General features: G+C 64.6%; 18 protein-coding genes. 7 read left to right on the top strand and 11 right to left on the bottom strand.

Translation table 11 applies throughout. The features are described from left to right. Positions 1-223: 223 nt before the first annotated feature. On the bottom strand, positions 224-2,080 hold the full coding sequence (gene mutL / locus ACQZAB_RS12565; protein WP_428389870.1) for a DNA mismatch repair endonuclease MutL: 1,857 nt from the start codon (positions 2,078-2,080) through the stop codon (positions 224-226). A gap of 19 nt (positions 2,081-2,099) precedes the next feature. Here mutL and ACQZAB_RS12560 point away from each other — a divergent pair, with 19 nt between their 5' ends. Genes ACQZAB_RS12560 through ACQZAB_RS12535 form a run of 6 tightly spaced genes read left to right on the top strand, consistent with a single transcriptional unit; the run spans position 2,100 to position 7,488 of the window. Beyond that, entirely contained in the window at positions 2,100-2,771 is a 672-nt protein-coding gene (locus ACQZAB_RS12560) for an SGNH/GDSL hydrolase family protein (RefSeq protein ID WP_428389869.1), read from the top strand. Beyond that, a complete protein-coding gene (gene rsmA, locus ACQZAB_RS12555) occupies positions 2,768-3,604 on the top strand; it encodes a 16S rRNA (adenine(1518)-N(6)/adenine(1519)-N(6))-dimethyltransferase RsmA (protein WP_428389868.1) in 837 nt (278 codons plus the stop codon). The genes ACQZAB_RS12560 and rsmA overlap by 4 nt, the downstream gene beginning before the upstream one ends. A gap of 57 nt (positions 3,605-3,661) precedes the next feature. Further along, on the top strand, positions 3,662-4,402 hold the full coding sequence (locus ACQZAB_RS12550) for a glycosyltransferase family 2 protein (protein WP_428389867.1): 741 nt from the start codon (positions 3,662-3,664) through the stop codon (positions 4,400-4,402). A 3-nt stretch (positions 4,403-4,405) separates the two neighbouring features. Continuing rightward, positions 4,406-5,794 (top strand): hypothetical protein, encoded by a 1,389-nt coding sequence (locus ACQZAB_RS12545; protein WP_428389866.1) that lies wholly within the window; start codon positions 4,406-4,408, stop codon positions 5,792-5,794. A gap of 9 nt (positions 5,795-5,803) precedes the next feature. Then, complete coding sequence (gene larB / locus ACQZAB_RS12540) at positions 5,804-6,601, top strand: nickel pincer cofactor biosynthesis protein LarB (RefSeq protein WP_428389865.1); 798 nt, start codon at positions 5,804-5,806, stop codon at positions 6,599-6,601. Next, entirely contained in the window at positions 6,598-7,488 is an 891-nt protein-coding gene (locus tag ACQZAB_RS12535) for an NAD(P)H-hydrate dehydratase (RefSeq protein ID WP_428389864.1), read from the top strand. Before larB ends, ACQZAB_RS12535 begins: the two co-directional genes overlap by 4 nt. Here the strand turns inward: ACQZAB_RS12535 and ACQZAB_RS12530 are convergent. Genes ACQZAB_RS12530 through ACQZAB_RS12500 form a run of 7 tightly spaced genes read right to left on the bottom strand, consistent with a single transcriptional unit; the run spans position 7,473 to position 12,765 of the window. Beyond that, positions 7,473-8,438: a helix-turn-helix transcriptional regulator gene (locus tag ACQZAB_RS12530; protein WP_428389863.1), complete on the bottom strand. Its 966-nt coding sequence runs from the start codon at positions 8,436-8,438 to the stop codon at positions 7,473-7,475. The two genes, ACQZAB_RS12535 and ACQZAB_RS12530, sit on opposite strands and share 16 nt — an antisense overlap. A gap of 30 nt (positions 8,439-8,468) precedes the next feature. Next, on the bottom strand, positions 8,469-8,981 hold the full coding sequence (locus ACQZAB_RS12525; protein WP_428389862.1) for a beta-hydroxyacyl-ACP dehydratase: 513 nt from the start codon (positions 8,979-8,981) through the stop codon (positions 8,469-8,471). A 4-nt stretch (positions 8,982-8,985) separates the two neighbouring features. Continuing rightward, positions 8,986-9,372 carry an acyl carrier protein gene (locus ACQZAB_RS12520; protein WP_428389861.1) on the bottom strand — a complete coding sequence of 129 codons (387 nt, stop codon included), beginning with the start codon at positions 9,370-9,372 and terminating at the stop codon, positions 8,986-8,988. Between the two features lie 53 nt (positions 9,373-9,425). Next, a complete protein-coding gene (locus tag ACQZAB_RS12515) occupies positions 9,426-9,818 on the bottom strand; it encodes a 3-hydroxyacyl-ACP dehydratase FabZ family protein (RefSeq protein ID WP_428389860.1) in 393 nt (130 codons plus the stop codon). 31 nt (positions 9,819-9,849) lie between these two features. Next, entirely contained in the window at positions 9,850-10,437 is a 588-nt protein-coding gene (gene cyaB, locus ACQZAB_RS12510; protein WP_428389859.1) for a class IV adenylate cyclase, read from the bottom strand. Between the two features lie 37 nt (positions 10,438-10,474). Then, positions 10,475-10,900 carry a hypothetical protein gene (locus ACQZAB_RS12505; RefSeq protein ID WP_428389858.1) on the bottom strand — a complete coding sequence of 142 codons (426 nt, stop codon included), beginning with the start codon at positions 10,898-10,900 and terminating at the stop codon, positions 10,475-10,477. Further along, on the bottom strand, positions 10,900-12,765 hold the full coding sequence (locus tag ACQZAB_RS12500) for a HEAT repeat domain-containing protein (RefSeq protein ID WP_428389857.1): 1,866 nt from the start codon (positions 12,763-12,765) through the stop codon (positions 10,900-10,902). Before ACQZAB_RS12500 ends, ACQZAB_RS12505 begins: the two co-directional genes overlap by 1 nt. A 233-nt stretch (positions 12,766-12,998) precedes the next feature. Here ACQZAB_RS12500 and ACQZAB_RS12495 point away from each other — a divergent pair, with 233 nt between their 5' ends. Continuing rightward, the gene (locus tag ACQZAB_RS12495) at positions 12,999-13,544 is read left to right on the top strand and encodes a hypothetical protein (protein WP_428389856.1); all 546 of its coding nucleotides are present in this window, start codon (positions 12,999-13,001) and stop codon (positions 13,542-13,544) included. A 27-nt stretch (positions 13,545-13,571) separates the two neighbouring features. On the opposite strand, the gene ACQZAB_RS12490 is transcribed toward ACQZAB_RS12495, so the two are convergent. From ACQZAB_RS12490 to pnp, 3 genes are all read right to left on the bottom strand, one after another. Beyond that, positions 13,572-14,507 carry a sensor histidine kinase gene (locus ACQZAB_RS12490; RefSeq protein ID WP_428389855.1) on the bottom strand — a complete coding sequence of 312 codons (936 nt, stop codon included), beginning with the start codon at positions 14,505-14,507 and terminating at the stop codon, positions 13,572-13,574. 53 nt (positions 14,508-14,560) lie between these two features. Continuing rightward, positions 14,561-14,785 (bottom strand): cold-shock protein, encoded by a 225-nt coding sequence (locus ACQZAB_RS12485; protein ID WP_428389854.1) that lies wholly within the window; start codon positions 14,783-14,785, stop codon positions 14,561-14,563. A gap of 305 nt (positions 14,786-15,090) precedes the next feature. Next, positions 15,091-17,238, bottom strand: a complete 2,148-nt coding sequence (pnp, locus tag ACQZAB_RS12480; RefSeq protein WP_428389853.1) for a polyribonucleotide nucleotidyltransferase — start codon at positions 17,236-17,238, stop codon at positions 15,091-15,093. Between the last annotated feature and the right edge of the window lie 180 nt (positions 17,239-17,418).

The following is a 17,418-nucleotide window of genomic DNA, read 5'->3' as shown; positions in this document are numbered from 1 at the left end:
GTCGGGCTCGTTCTGGGATACCCGGAGGGCTGCTCGATCCTTATCGAAAGCCTTCGGGCGATGTTGTTCTACACACGGGCTCGTCGAGGTGCACCGTCAGTGATTCCCCAGAGGGAACTTTCGGATGATGAACTTCGGCGAATCGATAAGCGTATCCGGCTCAGCGGCGGCGTCAAGTATCGGACCCCTCCGGGTATGGGTTGGCGGGGGTGAAAAAGCGGGCTCAGGAGCGCCCAAACTGCCTTTCGAGGTCGGTCAGGGTCAGCCGGAGGGTGGTTGGGCGGCCGTGGGGGCAGCGGCTGGAGCGTTCGACCTGCTCGCGTTTGGCGAGGAGGCTGGCGAGTTCCTCTTCGGAGAGGCCGTCGCCGGCTTTGACGGCGGCTTTGCAGGCCATGAGGTCGAGGACTTCGTGGAGGGCGGCTTCCTCGGCGGTGCGGTCGTCGGCTTTGAGCTTGCCGGCGGCGGCGAGGTCGAGGAGGGAGCGGACGAAGGGTTCGGGCTCGACCTTTCGGCTGACGAGGAGGGAGGGGAAGGCCTGGATGGCGACGGCGCGGGGGCCGATGGCTTCGATTTCCAGGCCGACTCGGGTCAGAAGGGGGCTCAGTTCGGCGAGGTGATCGATCTCGGAGGGGTCGACGGCGAGGGTGACGGGCATGAGGAGCCGTTGGGTTTCGAGGGGTTTGTCTTCGCCGAAGACGCGGTCGAGGAGGGACTCGAACATGACGCGCTCGTGGAGGGCGTGCTGGTCGACGATGAGCAGGCCCTGGTCGTCTTCGGTGACGACGTAGCTGCCATGGACCTGGAGGATGGGCGTCGCGCGGCCGTAGCTGCGGCGGTCGTGGAGGTCTTCGGCGTTTGTTTGAGGTGTGGCTACGGGGTGGGGTCTGGGCTCGATGCGCTCGACTTCCTGCATGACCTGCTGGCGGTGCTCGGGCTGCATCTGCTTGAAATAGTCGACGAAGGCTTTGACGGGCTCGCTGGCTGCCTGGGTGTTGGGCGTGAGGGTGAGGGGGCTAGAACTGCCGGGCTGACCTGCTGCTGGGAAGGATCGGTTGAAGTTGGCGGGCGCGGTGAGGTCGGTGGCGAGGAGTCGCTGGCGGATGGCGGAGAGGACGGCCCCGTGGACGGCGGAGGGTTCGTGGAAGCGCACCTCGGCTTTGGTGGGGTGGACGTTGACATCGACCTTGTCGGCGGGGACCTCGACCATGACGACGACGACGGGCTGGCGGTCGGCGGCGAGGAGCCCGCGATAGGCTTCGCGGATGGCGTGGGCGAGGTTGCGGTCGCGGACCGGGCGGCCGTTGACGAAGACGTACTGGTAACGGGCGGTGGGGCGGGCGATGTCGGGGGTGCCGGCGAGTCCCCAGACGCTGACCTGGGCGCCTTCGGGTCGGGCGGGGGCGTGGAACTCGAGGAGCCCGCCGGCGAGGTCGTGGCCGAGGATGGCGAGGCAGCGATCGGCGCGGCTGGCGGCGGGGAGGTCGTGGGCGGTGCGGCCGTTGTGGGTAAGGGTCCAGTGGACCTCGGGGTGGGCCATGGCGGTGCGCACGAAGTTGTCGTTGGCGTGGCCGTACTCGGTGCCGGCGGTGCGGAGAAACTTGCGTCGGGCGGGGACGTTGTAGAAGAGGTCGCGGACTTCGACGGTGGTCCCGGGCGGGGCGGCGGTCGGTTGCGGGATGGCGTCCTGGCCGGCTTCGCTTTGGATGGTGGCGCCTTCGCTGTTGGGGTCGGCGGCGGGTCGGCTGGTGATGCGGACCCGGGCGACGGAGGCGACGGAGGCGAGGGCTTCGCCCCGGAAGCCGAGGGTCTGGATGGCGGCGAGGTCTTCGACGTCGATGAGCTTGCTGGTGGCGTGGGGCGCGAGGGCCATCGGGAGCTGGTCGGGGGTGATGCCCTGGCCGTCGTCGTGGACGCGGATGAGCTCGGTGCCGCCTTGTTCGAGGGTGACTTCGACGCGGGTGGCTCCAGCGTCGAGGCTGTTCTCCATGAGCTCTTTGACGACGGATGCGGGTCGTTCGATGACCTCGCCGGCGGCGATCTGGTTGATCAGGAGCAGGGGTAGTTTGCGGATCGTGGGCACGTGCCTATCGTAGCGACCCATGAGCCATCTCCACGCTGATGACCTGGTGCTGTTTCAGGGCGACTCGATCACGGATGCGGGTCGTGATCGTGATGTGCTGGCCCCGAATCAGCCCGATGGGCTTGGGCAGGGGTACGTGCGGATGGCGGCGGCGAGGTTGCTGGCGGATCGTCCGGGGATTCGTGTGTTGAACCGTGGGATTGGCGGTAACCGGATGTCGCACCTGGTGGAGCGGTGGGAGGAGGATGCGGTGTCGCTGCGTCCGACGGTGCTGAGTGTGCTCATTGGTGTGAACGATACGTGGCACGGGCTGAGCCCGGCGAATACGGATTCGCCGACGGCTTACGACGCGTTCGAGGCGGGGTATCGGGAGATTTTGGATCGGTTTGTGCATGCGCTGCCTGAGGCGCGGGTGGTGTTGGCCGAGCCGTTTGTGCTGCCTTGTGGCGCGGGCAAGGATCTGCCGATGCGTAGCAATCTGGATCCCAGGCGTGAGATCGTGCATCGGCTGGTGACGGAGTTCGATGCGACGCTGGTGCCGTTTCAGCGGTTGTTTGATGAGGCGTTGGAACGGGCTCCGGCGGCTTACTGGGCGGAGGATGGGGTGCATCCGACGCTGGCCGGTCATCAGCTGATGGCGGATGCGTGGCTGGAGGCGGTGGCGGCTTCGGAAGAGGCGATCGAGGCGTGAGTGAGCCCGAGCGTTTGAGCATCCCGCAGCAGTTGATGCGGGCGGGGCTGCGTCCGAAGAAGAAGCTGGGGCAGAACTTTCTTCTGGATCGGAATCATCTGCTGAAGATTGTGGCAGCGGCGGAGTTGGGGGATGGTGAGCGGGTGCTGGAAGTGGGGCCGGGGACGGGGGTGTTGACGGAGGCGCTGATCGGCGCGGGGTCGCGGGTGGTGGCGGTGGAGTTTGATGGTGAGTTGGAAGGGTTGCTGCGGGATCGGTTTGGTGAGGATGGGGAGCGTTTTCGGCTCATCATCGGGGACATGCTGGATGGGAAGCATGGTTTGAATCGGCGGATGTTGGAGGTGTTGGGGGAGGAGCCTTTCAAGCTGGTGGCGAATCTGCCTTATCAGATTGCTTCGCCTTTGCTGATCAATCTGGCGGAGCGGATGCCTGGGATGGGTTTGGGGGTGGCGATGATTCAGAAGGAGGTGGCGGATCGGATTCTGGCGGGGCCGGGGTCGAAGGCTTACGGGGTGCTGGGGATTCTGTTGCAAGTGGTGTTCGAGATCGAGTTGATCAGTCGTGTGCCGCCCGGGTGTTTTTATCCGGCTCCGGCGGTGGATTCGGCGGTGATCCGGCTGCGGCGGCGGGCGGAGGTGGCGGTGTCGGATCTCGGGTCGTTTGCGGGGCTGCTGCATCGGCTGTTCGGGCAGCGGCGGAAGCAGCTGGGGTCTGTGCTGGGGCGGGATCGGGCGTGGCCTGAGGGAGTAGGGGCGGCGCAGCGGCCGGAGGAGCTTTCGGTCGATGATCTTGTTCGGCTTCATCGAACGGTGGTGGATAAGCCGGCGGGTTGAACCTAGAGTCAGACCGTGGCAGGGGTGATTGGTCGCGGTCTTCTATCAGGTTGATTTATGAGCCGAACGCTGGTTGCCATTCCTGTCTACAACGAAGAGCGTTACGTCACGTCTGTTTTGAGCAGGGTGAGTGCGTACGCGGATGACATCCTGGTGATCGATGATGGGTCGACGGACGACACGCCTTCGTTGCTGGCGAAGCAACCGGTGGACGTGATTCGGCATCGCACGAATCTGGGGTATGGGCGGTCGATCCGGGATGCGTTTCGGTGGGCGCAGAGCTATCGGTATGACTGGCTGATCACGATGGACTGTGATGAGCAGCATGAGCCTTCGAGTCTGCCGGACTTCTATCGGGCGATTGGTGAGGATGATGCGGATGTGTTGTCGGGGAGTCGGTATCTGGATGTGAAGGTTTGCGGGGACCCGCCGCCTGAGGATCGTCGGAAGATCAACAGCGAGGTGACGCGGTGGGTGAATGATTGTTTGGGTATGTCGGTGACGGATACGTTCTGCGGGTTCAAGGCGTATCGGGTGTCGTCGCTGAGCAGTTTTGATCTGACGGTGGATGGTTATGCGATTCCGCTTCAGTTCTGGGTGCAGTCGGCGGCTGCGGGTTTGCGTGTTCGTGAGGTGCCGATTCGGCTGATCTACAACGATCCGAATCGGAGTTTTGGGGGGCCGTTGGATGATCCGGTGACGCGGCTGGATCATTACAAGGAGGTGTTTCGTGATGAGATCACGAAGCATCCGGCGTTGGCGAAGTCGACGCCTAGCCCGTGTCTGAGCGGTGGTTGACTGATGGACGCGCCTGCTCCGGTGACTCGGGTGTCTGGCGTGCCGGAGGTGCTTGCGGCTGGGGAGCGAAGCGAGGACTTGGGCTCGCTGGTGGCGGTCGTGAATCGGCACGCGGAGGCGTTGGGGACGGGGCGGCTGTTGGCGGCGGACTTTGAGAAGCCGTTGGTGGGGACGGGGCATCAGGCGTTTTTTCATCATCCGGGGATTCTGGCGAAGGACCTGTTTCTGGATGAAGTGAGGTCGCTGGGGGCGGGTGTGTTGCACGTGGTGGTGGATCAGGACACGCAGCCGGTCTGGTCGCTGGACGTGCCGGAGGTGGCTGGCGAGCGGTTGTCGGTGCGGGCGGTGGTGGGTGATGAGCGGGGATTGTCGTTGCCGACGGGGCAGCGAAAGCCATCGAGTAAGGAAGCGTTGGCGGCGTTTCGGGGGCTGGGGGTTGGGGCGTTGGATGAAGCTGTTGCGGATGGGCTGCCTGGTGTTCATGCGGCGGCACAGATGACGGCTTTGTTGGCTCGGTTGCGGTGGTCGGATCATGAGGCGTTGCCGGTGTTGTTCGTGTCGGATCTGGCGGGTCTGCCGGGGTATCGGCGGTTGTTGGGGCGGTTGATCGCGGAGGCGCCGGAGGCGATGCGGGCTTACAACGAGGCGTGTCGGGCGTTTCCGGAGGCGGGGGTGCCGGCGTTGTATGCGGATGACATGTTGGTGGAGTTGCCGGTTTGGGGGGTGGAAGCGGGGAGGCCGCGGCGCCGGGTGTTTGTGGATGTGGCGGATAGTGAGCCGTTGGTGGTGTTTGAGGATGGCGGGGCGGTGGATCGTTCGGTGGTGCGCTTGCTGCCTCGGGCGCTGTTGTTGACAGGGTATCTGCGGTCTTCGGTGGTGGACCTGTTTGTGCATGGGACGGGTGGGGCGGTGTATGACCGGATCACGGAGCGGTGGTGGGAGCGTTGGCGGGGGGAGCGGCTGGCTTCGCAGGCGGTGGTGACGGCGGATGCTTACCTGGATTTTCCGGTGCCGGTTTCGGTTCCGGAGGAGCTGCCGAAAGCGCTATGGTGGGTGCATCACCTGAAGCACAACGTGGATCGTTTTGCGAAGGATGCGGATGAGGGGCTGGTGCGGGAGAAGCGGGGTTTGATCGAGAAGATGGAGGGACTGGCGGGCAAGGCTGATCGGGCGGCGGCCTTTGCGCGGATTCATGCGATCAATGATCTGCTGTGTGCGCAGCACGCGGGGCTGCTGGAGGAGGCGGATGATCGGCTAGTGCGAGTTCGGCGGGGGCTGGCGAATCGCGGGGTGGCGGGGCGGCGGGACTGGTTTTTCGGGTTGTATCCGGAGACTACGTTGGCAGCGCTGCGGGAGCGGGTGCGGGCGGTGTTGCCCGGGGTGAAGGGGTAAGATGAAGGCATGCATGAAGCGACGGCTGTGGATGAGATACTGCGTCGGCTGGCGGGCGGTGAGCTGACGCAGGCGGAGGCGAAGCAGGCTTTGCTTGATCTGCAGGCGCGGCCGCTAGGGTTTGCGACGGTTGATCTGGATCGTGATCGTCGGTGTGGGGCGGCGGAGGTGATCTTCGGGCAGGGGAAGACGGCGGAGCATCTGGTGGCGATCGCACGGACGCTGCGTGATTCTGGGGCTTGTGTGCTGGCGACGCGATGCAACAAGGAGCAGATATCGCTGGTGCGGTCGGCGTTTGAGGCGACGGAGTCGCTGCGGATTGATGAGCTGGCTCGGACGGTGACGATTGGCGACCCGCCTACGGTGGACGCGCGGTCGGCGGTGACGATTGTGACGGGGGGCACGAGTGACTTGCCGGTGGCGATGGAGGCGAAGGTGACCTGTGAGGCGCTGGGGCATCCGACGCATCTGATTGCGGATGTGGGTGTGGCGGGGTTGCATCGGTTACTGGGTCGGGTGGAGGAGATTCGTCGAGCGGATGTGGTGATCGCAGTGGCGGGGATGGAGGCGGCGTTGCCGAGCGTGCTGGGCGGGCTGCTTGATGCGCCGATCATCGCGGTGCCGACGAGCGTGGGGTATGGGGCGCATTTTCAGGGGCTGGCGTCGTTGCTGAGTTCGCTGAACAGTTGTGCGTCGGGGGTGGCGACGGTGAATATCGATAATGGTTTTGGGGCGGCGTACATCGCGTGTCGGATCAATGCGCTGGCGAGTGGGGCGGGCGTCACTCAGCAAGCGGATGAGGCATGAGCGAGAGGTGCGCTGCGGCTGCTGGTTTGCCTGATCTCCCCGCGCGGCCAGCGGATGGACACAAGGGGACTTTCGGGACGGTGCTGGTGGTGGGCGGGTCGGTGGGGATGATCGGCGCGCCGGCGCTGGTGGCGCGGGCGGCGTTTCGGATGGGTGTCGGGCTGGTGAAGGTGGCGACGGCGGGTGAGGTGCTGCATCAAGTGATCGGTTTAGAGCCGAGCGCGACGGGGGTGGTGCTGCCGGGTGATCCGTCGGAAGCGTTAGCGGCGATTGGTCGGGCCGATCCTGAGAAATCGGCGGTGCTGGCGATCGGTCCGGGGCTGGGGGTGACGGCGGAGACGATTGCTCTGGTGGAGGGTTGTCTGGCTGATCCTTCCAGGGCGGTGGTGCTGGATGCGGATGGGCTCAATGCGTTGGCGGTTCGTCTGGCGTCGGGATGTCTCGTGCCGGGGACTTTGCCGGGGCGGCTGGTGGTGACGCCTCATCCGGGCGAGTTTGCACGGTTGGCGCACCCGCTTGGGATTCGGTTGAGTGGGACGGATCCGGCGGAGCGGGAAGGCGCGGCGCGGGCGCTGGCGGAGGCCCTGGGGGCGACGGTGGTTCTCAAGGGGCAGGGGACGGTGGTGGCGGCGAGTTGTGATCGTCTTTACGTGAACGAGAGCGGTCACTCGGCGATGGGGACGGGGGGATCTGGGGATGTGCTGACGGGGGTGATCGCTTCGCTGATCGCGCAGGGGCTTGATCCGTTTAATGCGGCGCGGCTGGGTGTGTATCTGCATGGGCGGGCGGCAGAGAGCTGGGTCGCACGTTATGCGGATCGGGGGATGCTGGCGCGGGAGTTAACGGATGCGTTGACGGAGGCGGTGGCGGGTTATGTGTCGTCGTAACCGGCGGCGGCGCGGGTGTGCATGTCGGCGACGAGCTGGCGGAGTTTTTGGGGCTTGATGACGCGGGCCTGGTCGGCGTATCCGCAGATCCACCAGGCGATTTCGCCGAGGCCATCGACCTCGAAGCGGAGTCGGGCGGTTCCGTCTTTTAGGAGTTCCTGCTGCTGGCTGGGGTGCCAGACGACTTCCATAACGTTGCGGGCGACACGGGGCTGGAAGATGAGTTCGATCTTGTAGATTTTGCCTTCGGGGATGAGCATCCAGGCTTTGCCGATCTTGTCGGCGACGCGGAAGTTTTTTGGGGGTGTGAATTTTCGCTGGGTGCGTTCGATGTCAGTGAGTCGGACGAGTTTGAAGACGCGGACGTCTTTGTGCTGTTTGACGTAACCGAAGACGTACCAGGCCCGTGCGGCGAAGTGGAGGGCGTAGGGGTGGATCTCGACGGGTTCGGGCTGGTCGGCGCGGGCAGGCTGGTAGTGGAGGATGCAGACGCGGTGCTCGTCGATGCAGGTCTGGAGTTGCTGGTGGAAGTGGCTTTCGGCGTCGCCCGGCACGCGGGCGGAGGGTGTGAAGGAGACGTGGTCCATGACATCGACGCATGCGCTGCGCATGGGTTCGGGGACGGCGCTGACGAGTTTGCGGATGGCGGCGACGGCGGGGTCGCCCAGGGGTTGATCGCGCATGGATTCGGCGGACTTGCCGAGGAGCAGGAGGCCGAGGGTTTCCTGGATGGTGAGGTTGACTGGCGGGAGGAAGAAGCGTTCGGCGACTTTGTAGCCTGCGTCGTCGAAGTAGCAGGGGACGCCGGCTTCGCGGAGGAGGTCGAGGTCGCGGAAGACGGTGCGTCGGCTGACGTCGAGTTCATCGGCGAGGTGGTCGGGGCTTTTGGCCTGTCCGGACTGGACAAGGGTGATGAGTCTGATCAGTCTGCCCAGGCGTGCGCTTGCCATCGGTCCTCTCCGGGCAGCTTGTGGTTGGCGTCAGTTGGGTCGCTGGATGCCGCTTCGGTCGAGCAGGTCCATGAACTGGCTGGTGAAGACGAAGTTTTCTTCGGGGAAGGCGAGGCCGGCGCGGTTCTGGTCGATGTGGCTGAACATCAGTTCGATCTCGGCGAGGGGGGTGGCGTCGCCGGTCTGGGGATCGAGGATTTCCAGGGTGCCGGAGGTGGAAGCGCCCATCTCGTCGTAACGGTCGATGTTGGCGGTGAACCGTACGACGTCGCCGGGCTGGGCGACGGCGTGGAACCTTGCCTTGGCGATTTTTGCGAGGATGACTTTTTCCTTGAAGTCGCCCTGGTGTCCGACGAGGATGCCTGCGGTCTGGGCCATGCCTTCGATGAGGAGGCTGTGGGGCATCATGGGTGCGGCGGCACGGTTGCTGTCGGCTTCGAAGTGGTCGTGGAGCACGTCTTCGGCGGCGGAGACGCATTTGATGGCGACGCAGCGTTTGCCTTTGTCGAGTTCGAGGATGCGGTCGATCCAGATCCAGCGCATGGCTTTAGTCCAGTTTGGTCTGGACGAAGCGGACGATGGTGTCGACGGTGAAGACTTTGTTGAAGTCGTCGACGGAGCGGGACTTCTCGAATTCGGTGAGGTCGGCGTGTGGCATCTTGGCTTTGAGTTCGGCGAGGCCGGCGTCGGTGACTTTGCCGTCCTGGACGTACTTGGCATCGCTGAGGACGTCGCTGGGCATCATCTCTGCCTGATCGATTTTGATGCCGAAGGCTTTCTCCAGTCGGAAGGCGATGTCGAGGTAGTCGATGGATTCGGCACCGAGGTCGGGTCCGAGGGTGGCTTCGGGGGTGACTTCGTCGGGGTCGACGCCTAAGGCGTCTTCGAGGACTTCGCGGACCTTGTCGAAAACTTCATCCGTGCTCATGGCCATGTTTTGCTTGCTCCGTGAACTCGGCTTACGCCGATTGCAACTGTTTATGAGGGTTAGCGTAACACACGGCCCGCTTTTTCACTCGCGAGGGTGAAGCGACCTGAAACGGCCAGTTCGCCTTCGACTTCGCCCCGGCCTTCGCATTCGAGCTGGCCGTCGGTCTGCTTGCGAGGTTTGACGGTGACCTTGAGGGTCTGTCCGGGTCGGACCATGGCTGCGTAGCGGATGTTGCGGACCTCGGCGATGACGAGTCGGTGGTCCATGCCGAGGTGGCTGGCGAGTTTCCGGCCGGCCTGTGTCATGGCTTCGAGCATCATGACACCCGGGAGGACGGGGAAGCCTGGGAAGTGGTCGCCTAGGTATTCCTCTGCGGCGGAGACCATCTTGATGGCGACGATGCCGGTGTCGTCCAGTTCCAGAACTCGGTCGATCAACTCGAAGCGCAAGCTGGGCTCCTTGGCGGGATGGTGGGGCTGGTCAGGTGGTGGCGGTTTCGGCGGGCTGGAAGCGGAAGACTTCTTCGGGCAGGCCGTGCTCGATGGCGTGGGAACGGAGCATGGCGACGTAGCTGGCTTTGACGAGCGGGCTGTTGTCGAGGCCGAGTTGTTCGCGGACGGTGACGACGTCTTCTTCGCGGTCGCCTTCGATCTCGATCCAGGAGCCGAGCATGGGGATCTCGTCAATCATGATGTCGGTGACGCCCAGCTTCCAGGTTTCACGTCGTTTTTCGAAGGTGAGTCTGGGGATGTAGCCGAGTCCGACGAGGAGGTCGGCGGCGTCTTCTGCGGAGGAGATTTCGACTTCGGCTTCGCTGCGGCGTTTGAGCCCGCCGTGGGAGCGTGGTCCTTTGTGGGTGAGGTAGACCTTGCGATCGGTGCCGTTCTCGCTTCGGGTGAGTCGGATGCGGAGGCCCTGGTCGCCGGCTTTGAGGCGTTGGTCGTGGGTGTCGAAGTAGGTGTTGGTTTCGAGGACTCGGCCGAGGCACTTGGCGCCGAGTTCCTTGAGTTGGCTGCGGAGGACCTGGACGTCTCCGGCTTTCATTTTGGCTTCGATTTCGATGGCCATGGGGTTTCCTGTCACGCTTGGGGTGACAAGGTAACCGCTAGGCGGCGGGAGCGGTGGCTGCGGGGGTGTCTGGTCCGAGGAGGCGGTCGCTGGCGTGTCGGGCGAGGCGCTGATCGGCGAGTTTGTGCATGAGGCCTCTGCTGAGGAGGAGGGCGAGGCGCATCTCGATGGGTTGACCGCGGCCGGCGCGCCAGAGTTGCCAGGCATCGGAGGTGGTGAGGCCGTTCTTGCGGCAGATCTGGTGGAAGATCCAGGCGGCTTTGAGGGTGCTGGCCCAGTGGGTCCAGGCGGCTCGAGTGAGGACGATGATGAGGAAGAGGGTGCCGATGACCAGGAGGATGACGAGCCACCAGGCGTTGACGGCGGCGTTCTGCTGGATGGCGAGGGCGACGTCGTTGGGATCGACGGGGGTGAGGCGGCCGGGGTCGGTGGGGATGTCGAGGGGGGGTAGCTGGGCGATCATCAGGCGGCTCCCTGGAGTCGGCGGCTGCGCATGTTGGCGAGGAGGGCGGTAGCGCCGGCGGTTTCTTGTTCGATACGTTGGATGTTGGCGGAGGCGGCGGTGTAGGCTCGTCGACGGACGTTGGTGGAGGGGTCGGCGGCGGCCATGTCGATGAGTTTGGGGGTGACGGGTTCGACGATGCAGGTTTGGGCGACCCAGATGCCTGAGACGCGGTGGGGCTCGCGGGGATCGTCGAGCATGCCGGAGAGGCCGCGGATGGCCTGGTCGGCGGCGTCGGTGGGGATGAGTGAGGCGATGGCGTTGGCCCGGACGCGGTTGTGTTCGGTGCGGAGGAGGGCGAGGAGTTTTCGCTGCTCGTGGTTGTCTCGGGGTGTGCCGAGGGCTTCGACGGCGTTGGCGCGGACGCGGGGGTCTTTGTGTTCGAGGGCCTGGTCGATGATCTGCATGCTCTGGGGGGTTCGCTGTTGGCCGAGGGCGGCGACGGCGGCGGAAGCGAGGCGTTCGTCTTTGGAGGCGGCGAGGTCGGCGAGTCGGGGTTCGAGGGCGACGCCCAGGTTGAGCTCGCGGATCATGGCCATGGCGCGGAGTTTGTTTTCGCGTTCGGGTCGGCGGAGGAGGTCGTCGAGTCTTTCGACGAGGCGGTCGTCGAGGCGCATGAGCTGGCGGGCGGATTGCTGGCGGTGTTCGTTGTTGAGTTTGGGCCAGTTTCGGCAGAGGCCTTTGAAGATGCCGGGGGCGAGTCGCTGGGCGGCCATGGTGCGGACGCTGGCGTGGTGGCTCTGGAGTGCGCCTTTGAGCACGGTGGCGGAGGCGCCGTTGGCGAGGAGCCAGGTCATGGCGGTCTGGGCGATGGGTTCGTGGTGGTCGGCGAGGAAGCGGGTGAGGACGGTGACGGCTTCGCCGGAGGTGGCGGTGAGTCCGATGAGCTGTCGGAGGGCGACGGAGCGGAGGACCGGTGAGCCGTCGGTGACGAGGTCGGCGAGGAGGGCGATTTTCTCTAAGGGGGTGCTGGCGTGGCGGGCGATGAGGCCGGGGATGGCAGCGAGTCCGAGTCGATGGGAGGCGGCGGCGAGGGGTTCGCCGGGCCGAGTGAGTGAGGGCTGCCGGGCGGCGAGGACGACGGTTTCGCTGTAGCCGAGTTTTGTGGGGGGCTGCTGGTGCTGGCGGTTGAGGCCGCGTTCGGCGGCGTCGGAGGTGGGGGTGCGGGCCAGCCACCAGGGGAGGCGTTCGATGACGAGGGGGTCGGCGGCTTCTGCGAGGAGGGCGCGGAGAGCGATGAGGTTTTTTCGGGGGGCGTGTTTGAGGATGGGGTCGGCGTCCCGGCCGAGCAGGGGGGCGGTGACGGCGAAGCACCAGGCGATGGCCTGGCTGGGGCCGTGTTGGATGCGGCGGAAGTTGGCGGCGAGGGAATAGGCTCCGGTCAGGCGGTCGTCGGGCGGGGAGGTGTCGCTGAGGAGCAGGCGTGTCCAGCGGAGCAGGAGGAGTTCGGCGGTGGTGCGGATGGTGGGGCGGTCGTCGGCGAGGGCGGGGCCGAGGAGATCGAGGTGGCGGTGGTCGTTGAGGCTTTGGAGGATGCCTATGGCTCCGATGCGTTTGCGGTGGTCGGTGCTGGAGAGGGCTTCGCGGATGAGGGGGAGGTGATCGCGGAGTTTGTCGGCGATGGGCTGCTGGCAGCTGGTTGGGAGGGCTTCGAAGCGTCGGATCAGGCCGCGGAGGAGGGTGGGCTGGCTGCGGCTGAGGGCGAGGTCGACGAGCTGGTGTTGCTCCTGCTCGGGCGAGGCATCGATGGCGTGGAGGAGGGCTTGGGCTGCGAATGAAGGCAGTTCACGGCAAAAGGTCTGAAAGATGATTCGCCGTTTGAGCATCTGAGTGGAACCTTCCGGGTTTGCCCGCTTTTCCCAGGGGTTCTTATCGGCACTGACTGACTGGAGGCTCCAGCTACCCCATCTAGTGGTGCAGGGGATAAAAAACCCCGCACATTTTGTGAAGTTGGGGCTTCCATCTGAGATCGTCATCTCTATAATTCTGAAATCTGCAGAACACTCAGCATGTGAGCCCGGTTCTGCGGTTTCCTCCGCCCCTACATCAAGGAAGCAACATGAGCGTGAGTCATAAGTCTCAGGGAACGCAGTCTATACGCCTGATGGTGTACGGCCGCCCACTCCACCCCGAGCTGTTCAATCTTGAGGCCCGCCGGATGGACCGGCATGGCGAGTACGAGATCGAGACCTGGTTGATTCCGGGCGGTCACATTGTGCGATTCCAGATTCCCGGTCAGAGCCTGACCGAGATCGTGGTGGATCGTGGCGATCACCTGCCTGAGAGCGGTCTGGTTCACGCTCTGCCCTGCCTCGGCGAGAAGGATTATGAGATGGAGCAACAGGGACGGCTGGTGTATGTGACCACCGTTCAGTCTGAGAACCTGACCGACAACCTCTACAACGCCACCCTCAAGGAGATGGATGGCTTTGCGGAGGAGACCGGCTCGGTGGCTCACCGGTGGACGGACGCTCAGGGCGTCGGGTGCCTGTCGATCGTGGACAGCCAGAAGTACCGGAACGAGTACCACATCCAGAGTTACCACCTGCTGGGTGCCAGCGGGGTGGTGCTGCGGACGCAGTCGATTTTTGAGATCAAGGGCTGATCCCGACGGATTTGGTTTGGATTGAAATCAAGCGCCCGCCTGGTCGTTGATGGCTAGGCGGGCGTTTTGTTTTTGGGTGGGGGTTGTTTCCGGGGATTGCGTGTCGCCCGGTAGCGTGATGATGAACTCGGTGCCGCGGCCGGGTTCGGAGTGGAGGCGGATTTGGCCGCCGTGTTCTTCGATGAGGCGTCTTGAGGTGGGGAGGCCGAGGCCGGTGCCCTGGCGTTTGGTGGAGAAGTAGGGCTGGAAGGCTTTGGCGGCGGCTTGGTCGTCCATGCCGGGGCCGGTGTCGATGACGTAGATTCGGACCTGGTCTTCGAGGCCGCGGGTGGTGCGTTCGGTGCGGAGGAGGAGTTCGTTGGCGCCGCCGTGGGGTTGATCGCGTTCTCTGGCGGCGGTCATGGCCTGGAGGGCGTTGATCATAAGGTTGAGGAGGGCCTGCTTGAGGAGGCTGGCATCGGCCATGACGACGCCGGCGTTGTCGTCGAGCTGCATGCGGAGGCGGACGGCGGCCTCATCGGCCTGGGGCTCGAAGAAGTCGCCTAGTTCTTCGAGGACGGTGTTGATGTGGACGGGTTCGCGTTCGAGTTTGACGCGGCCGGCGAAGCTGAGGAAGTCTTCGAGGATTTCGCGGAGGCGGCGGGTTTCCCGGCCGAGGCCTGCGAAGCGTCGGCGGACGCGTCGGAGGGGCTGTTCACCCGGGCTGTCGGGTGCGAGGGCCTTGTCGATCTCGGCGAGGTCTTCGTCGATGAGCTGGATGTTGAGGCCGAGGGTGGAGAGGGGGTTTTTGATTTCGTGGGCTAGCCCGCCTGTGAGCATGGTGAGCTCGGTGAGGCGTTCGCGTCGAACGGCCTGCTGGTCGGAGAGCCTGCGGGCTCGCTGGCGGCCACGGACCCAGACGGAGAGGGCGATGGTGGCGGCGACCGCGCCGAGAATGGCACCTAGGAGAAAGCTGATCAGCACGGTGTCAGCTTATCGCGGCGTTGCGGGTTCTGCGTGGATGTCGGGCGGGTTGTTCAGGAGGGCTGGAGGCTCTCGACGCGTTGGACCTCGCGGGCCTGGAGGCCTTTGTCGGATTCGATGAGCTCGTAATCGACGGTTTCGCCGTCTTTGAGGGATCGGAAGCCGTCGGACTGGATGTGGGTGTAGTGGACAAAGACGTCTTCCTCGGAGGGACCGACGATAAAGCCGAAGCCTTTCTTGGGATCGAACCACTTCACGCGACCACGGGTTAGTGACATGTGAGACTCCTTACAAAACGGCAGACGAGTGTGCCCAAACAAGAAAAGAATGAAACGAGACGTGCAGTCGCGGGCCCCCTGGGCCCACGGGTGAAACCGAAACCTATCGAACTGAGCTTATCCCGGGCGACCAGAACACTGCAAGAGGGTTCGAGGCAACCATAGGGGGCTCATCACACACCTTTCGCGTTATGCGGCCAATGAACAGTCGTTGGCCACGACAGGTCCTGCACGGTCGTAGATATGATTCGAGCACCCTCTATCTGAGAGGGGACGCAGACCTGCCTATTTCAACATACAACGTATCAGGCCGGAGTGGAAGCAGTTTCTTCTTCCTTTTCTTCGAGGAGGACGGCTTTGCGTGAGAGCTTGACGCGTCCCTGATCGTCGATGAGGAGGACTTTGACGCGGACTTGGTCGCCTACTTTGACCACATCGCCCACGTTCTTGACGAAACCGTCGCTGAGCTCGGAGATGTGGCAGAGGCCGTCCTGGCCGGGGATGACTTCGATGAAGGCCCCGAAGTCCTTGACGGAGGTGACGCGGCCGTTGTAGTAGGCCCCGACCTTGACCTCGGCGGCGATCTTCTCGACTTCCTCGCGGGCGGCTTCGGCCTTGCCGGCGCCGACGGCGGAGATGAAGACGGTGCCGTCTTCCTCGATGGTGAGGGTGGCTCCGGTGTTTTCTTCGATCTGGCGGATCATCTTCCCGCCGGGGCCGATGAGCTTGCCGATCTTGTCGGGGTGGATCTTGACGGTGAGCATGCGGGGTGCGTGCTCGGAGAGTTCGCCTGGCTTGGCGATGGCGGCGTTCATGGTTTCGAGGATCCTGAGGCGGGCGTCGCGGGCCATGCCGAAGGTCTTCTCGATCTGGCTGAGGGTGAGGCCGCGGGTCTTGAGGTCGAGTTGGATGGCGGTGATGCCGGTCTCGGTGCCGGTGACCTTGAAGTCCATGTCGCCGAAGTGGTCTTCTTCGCCCTGGATATCGACGAGGTAGACGTCGTCCTGGCCGCTGTCATCGGCGCTGATGATGCCGATGGAGATGCCGGCGACGGGGGCTGCGATGGGGACGCCGGCGTCGAGGAGTGCGAGCGAGCCGCCACAGGCCGAGGCCATGGATGAGGAGCCGTTGGACTCCATGATGTCGCTGACGAGGCGGACGGTGTAGGGGAACTCGTCGATGGGGGGCAGGACGGCCTGGAGGGCTTTCTGGGCGAGCATGCCGTGGCCGATCTCGCGGCGTCCGGGGCCGGTGATGCGCTTGGCTTCGCCGACGGAGAAGGGGGGGAAGTTGTAGTGGAGGTAGAACTTTTCGGCGTACTCGTCGCCCAGGCCGTCGACGATCTGCTCGTCGCGGCCGGAACCGAGGACGGCGGTGACCAGGGCCTGGGTTTCGCCACGGGTGAAGAGGGCGGAGCCGTGAACGCGAGGGAGGATGCCGACTTCGGCCTCGATGTGGCGGAGGTCGCTGGCGGCTCGGCCGTCGGTGCGGGAGCCGGAGCGGATGATCTCGCGGGTGATCTTTTCTTCGAGGTCGTGGATGGCGAACTTGGCCTGCTTGACCGAGTCGCGCCAGGCGTTGAACTCGCCGACACCGGCGGAGGGAGCGGGCTCGGGGAAGTGCTCGGCGATGAAGCTCTTGATGCAGTTGCGGACGGCTTCCTGGCGGTCCAGCTTGTTGCCTTCGGTGGTCTTGGCGGCGCGGAGGGGTTCGGCGAGGGCGTTGACCTTGGCCTGGACTTCGTCGGAGACCGGGGACTGGAACTCGGCGACGGGCTTGCCGGCTTTTTCCTGGAGCTGCTTGATGAGACCGACGACCTGCTTGATGTGGTCGTGTCCGAATTCGATGGCCTTGACCATCTCGTCTTCGGGCATCTGGTGAGCGCCGACTTCGATCATGTTGAGGCCGTCTTCGTGGCCACAGAGGAGCATGTCGAGGTCGGAGTATTCGCTTTGCGCGGCGGTTGGCATGATGACGAGCTGGCCGTCGACGCGGCCGACGCGGACGTTGCCGACGGGGCCGTCGAAGGGGATGCCGCTGATGGACAGGGCGGCGGAGGCGGCGATGCCGGCGAGGACATCGGGCTCGTTCTGGCCGTCGGCGGCCATGACCCAGCACTGAATCTGGACCTCGTCCATGTAGCCGTTGGGAAAGAGGGGACGGAGCGGACGGTCGATGTTCCGCATCGTCAGGATTTCTTTTTGGTTGGGGGCGCCTTCACGCTTGCGGAAGCCGCCTGGGAACTTGCCTGCGGCGGAGAGCTTCTCGCGGTAGTCGACGGTGAGGGGGAAGAAGTCGATGCCTTCGCGGGGGGCTGCGTGCACGACGGTGCCAAGGATGACGGTTTCGCCGTACTGGACGAGGACGGCGGCGTCGGCCTGCTTGGCGATCTTGCCGGTTTCGATTGAGAGGGTGCGGCCGGCGAGTTCCATCTCTACGCGGTGGTGAGCCATGATTGCTGTCTTCCTTTCAGACCCCAGGCATCGATCCATCGGGAGCGCTGCGTGGCAGCGTGGGGATCCCGCGGGCCGGATTGCTGATGCACAGAAGACAGATGGCTGGGGACACCGCGCCGGGCCTGGTAGAGGCGTGGTCTGCGGTGTCGCGAGCCGACTGCCGTCTGCACCGACCCG

The sequence above is a fragment of the Mucisphaera sp. genome (genome assembly GCF_965279675.1).
Taxonomy (GTDB): domain Bacteria; phylum Planctomycetota; class Phycisphaerae; order Phycisphaerales; family Phycisphaeraceae; genus Mucisphaera.
Note: the sequence above shows the minus strand (reverse complement) of the source record. Positions and strands in the feature narration are given on the sequence as shown.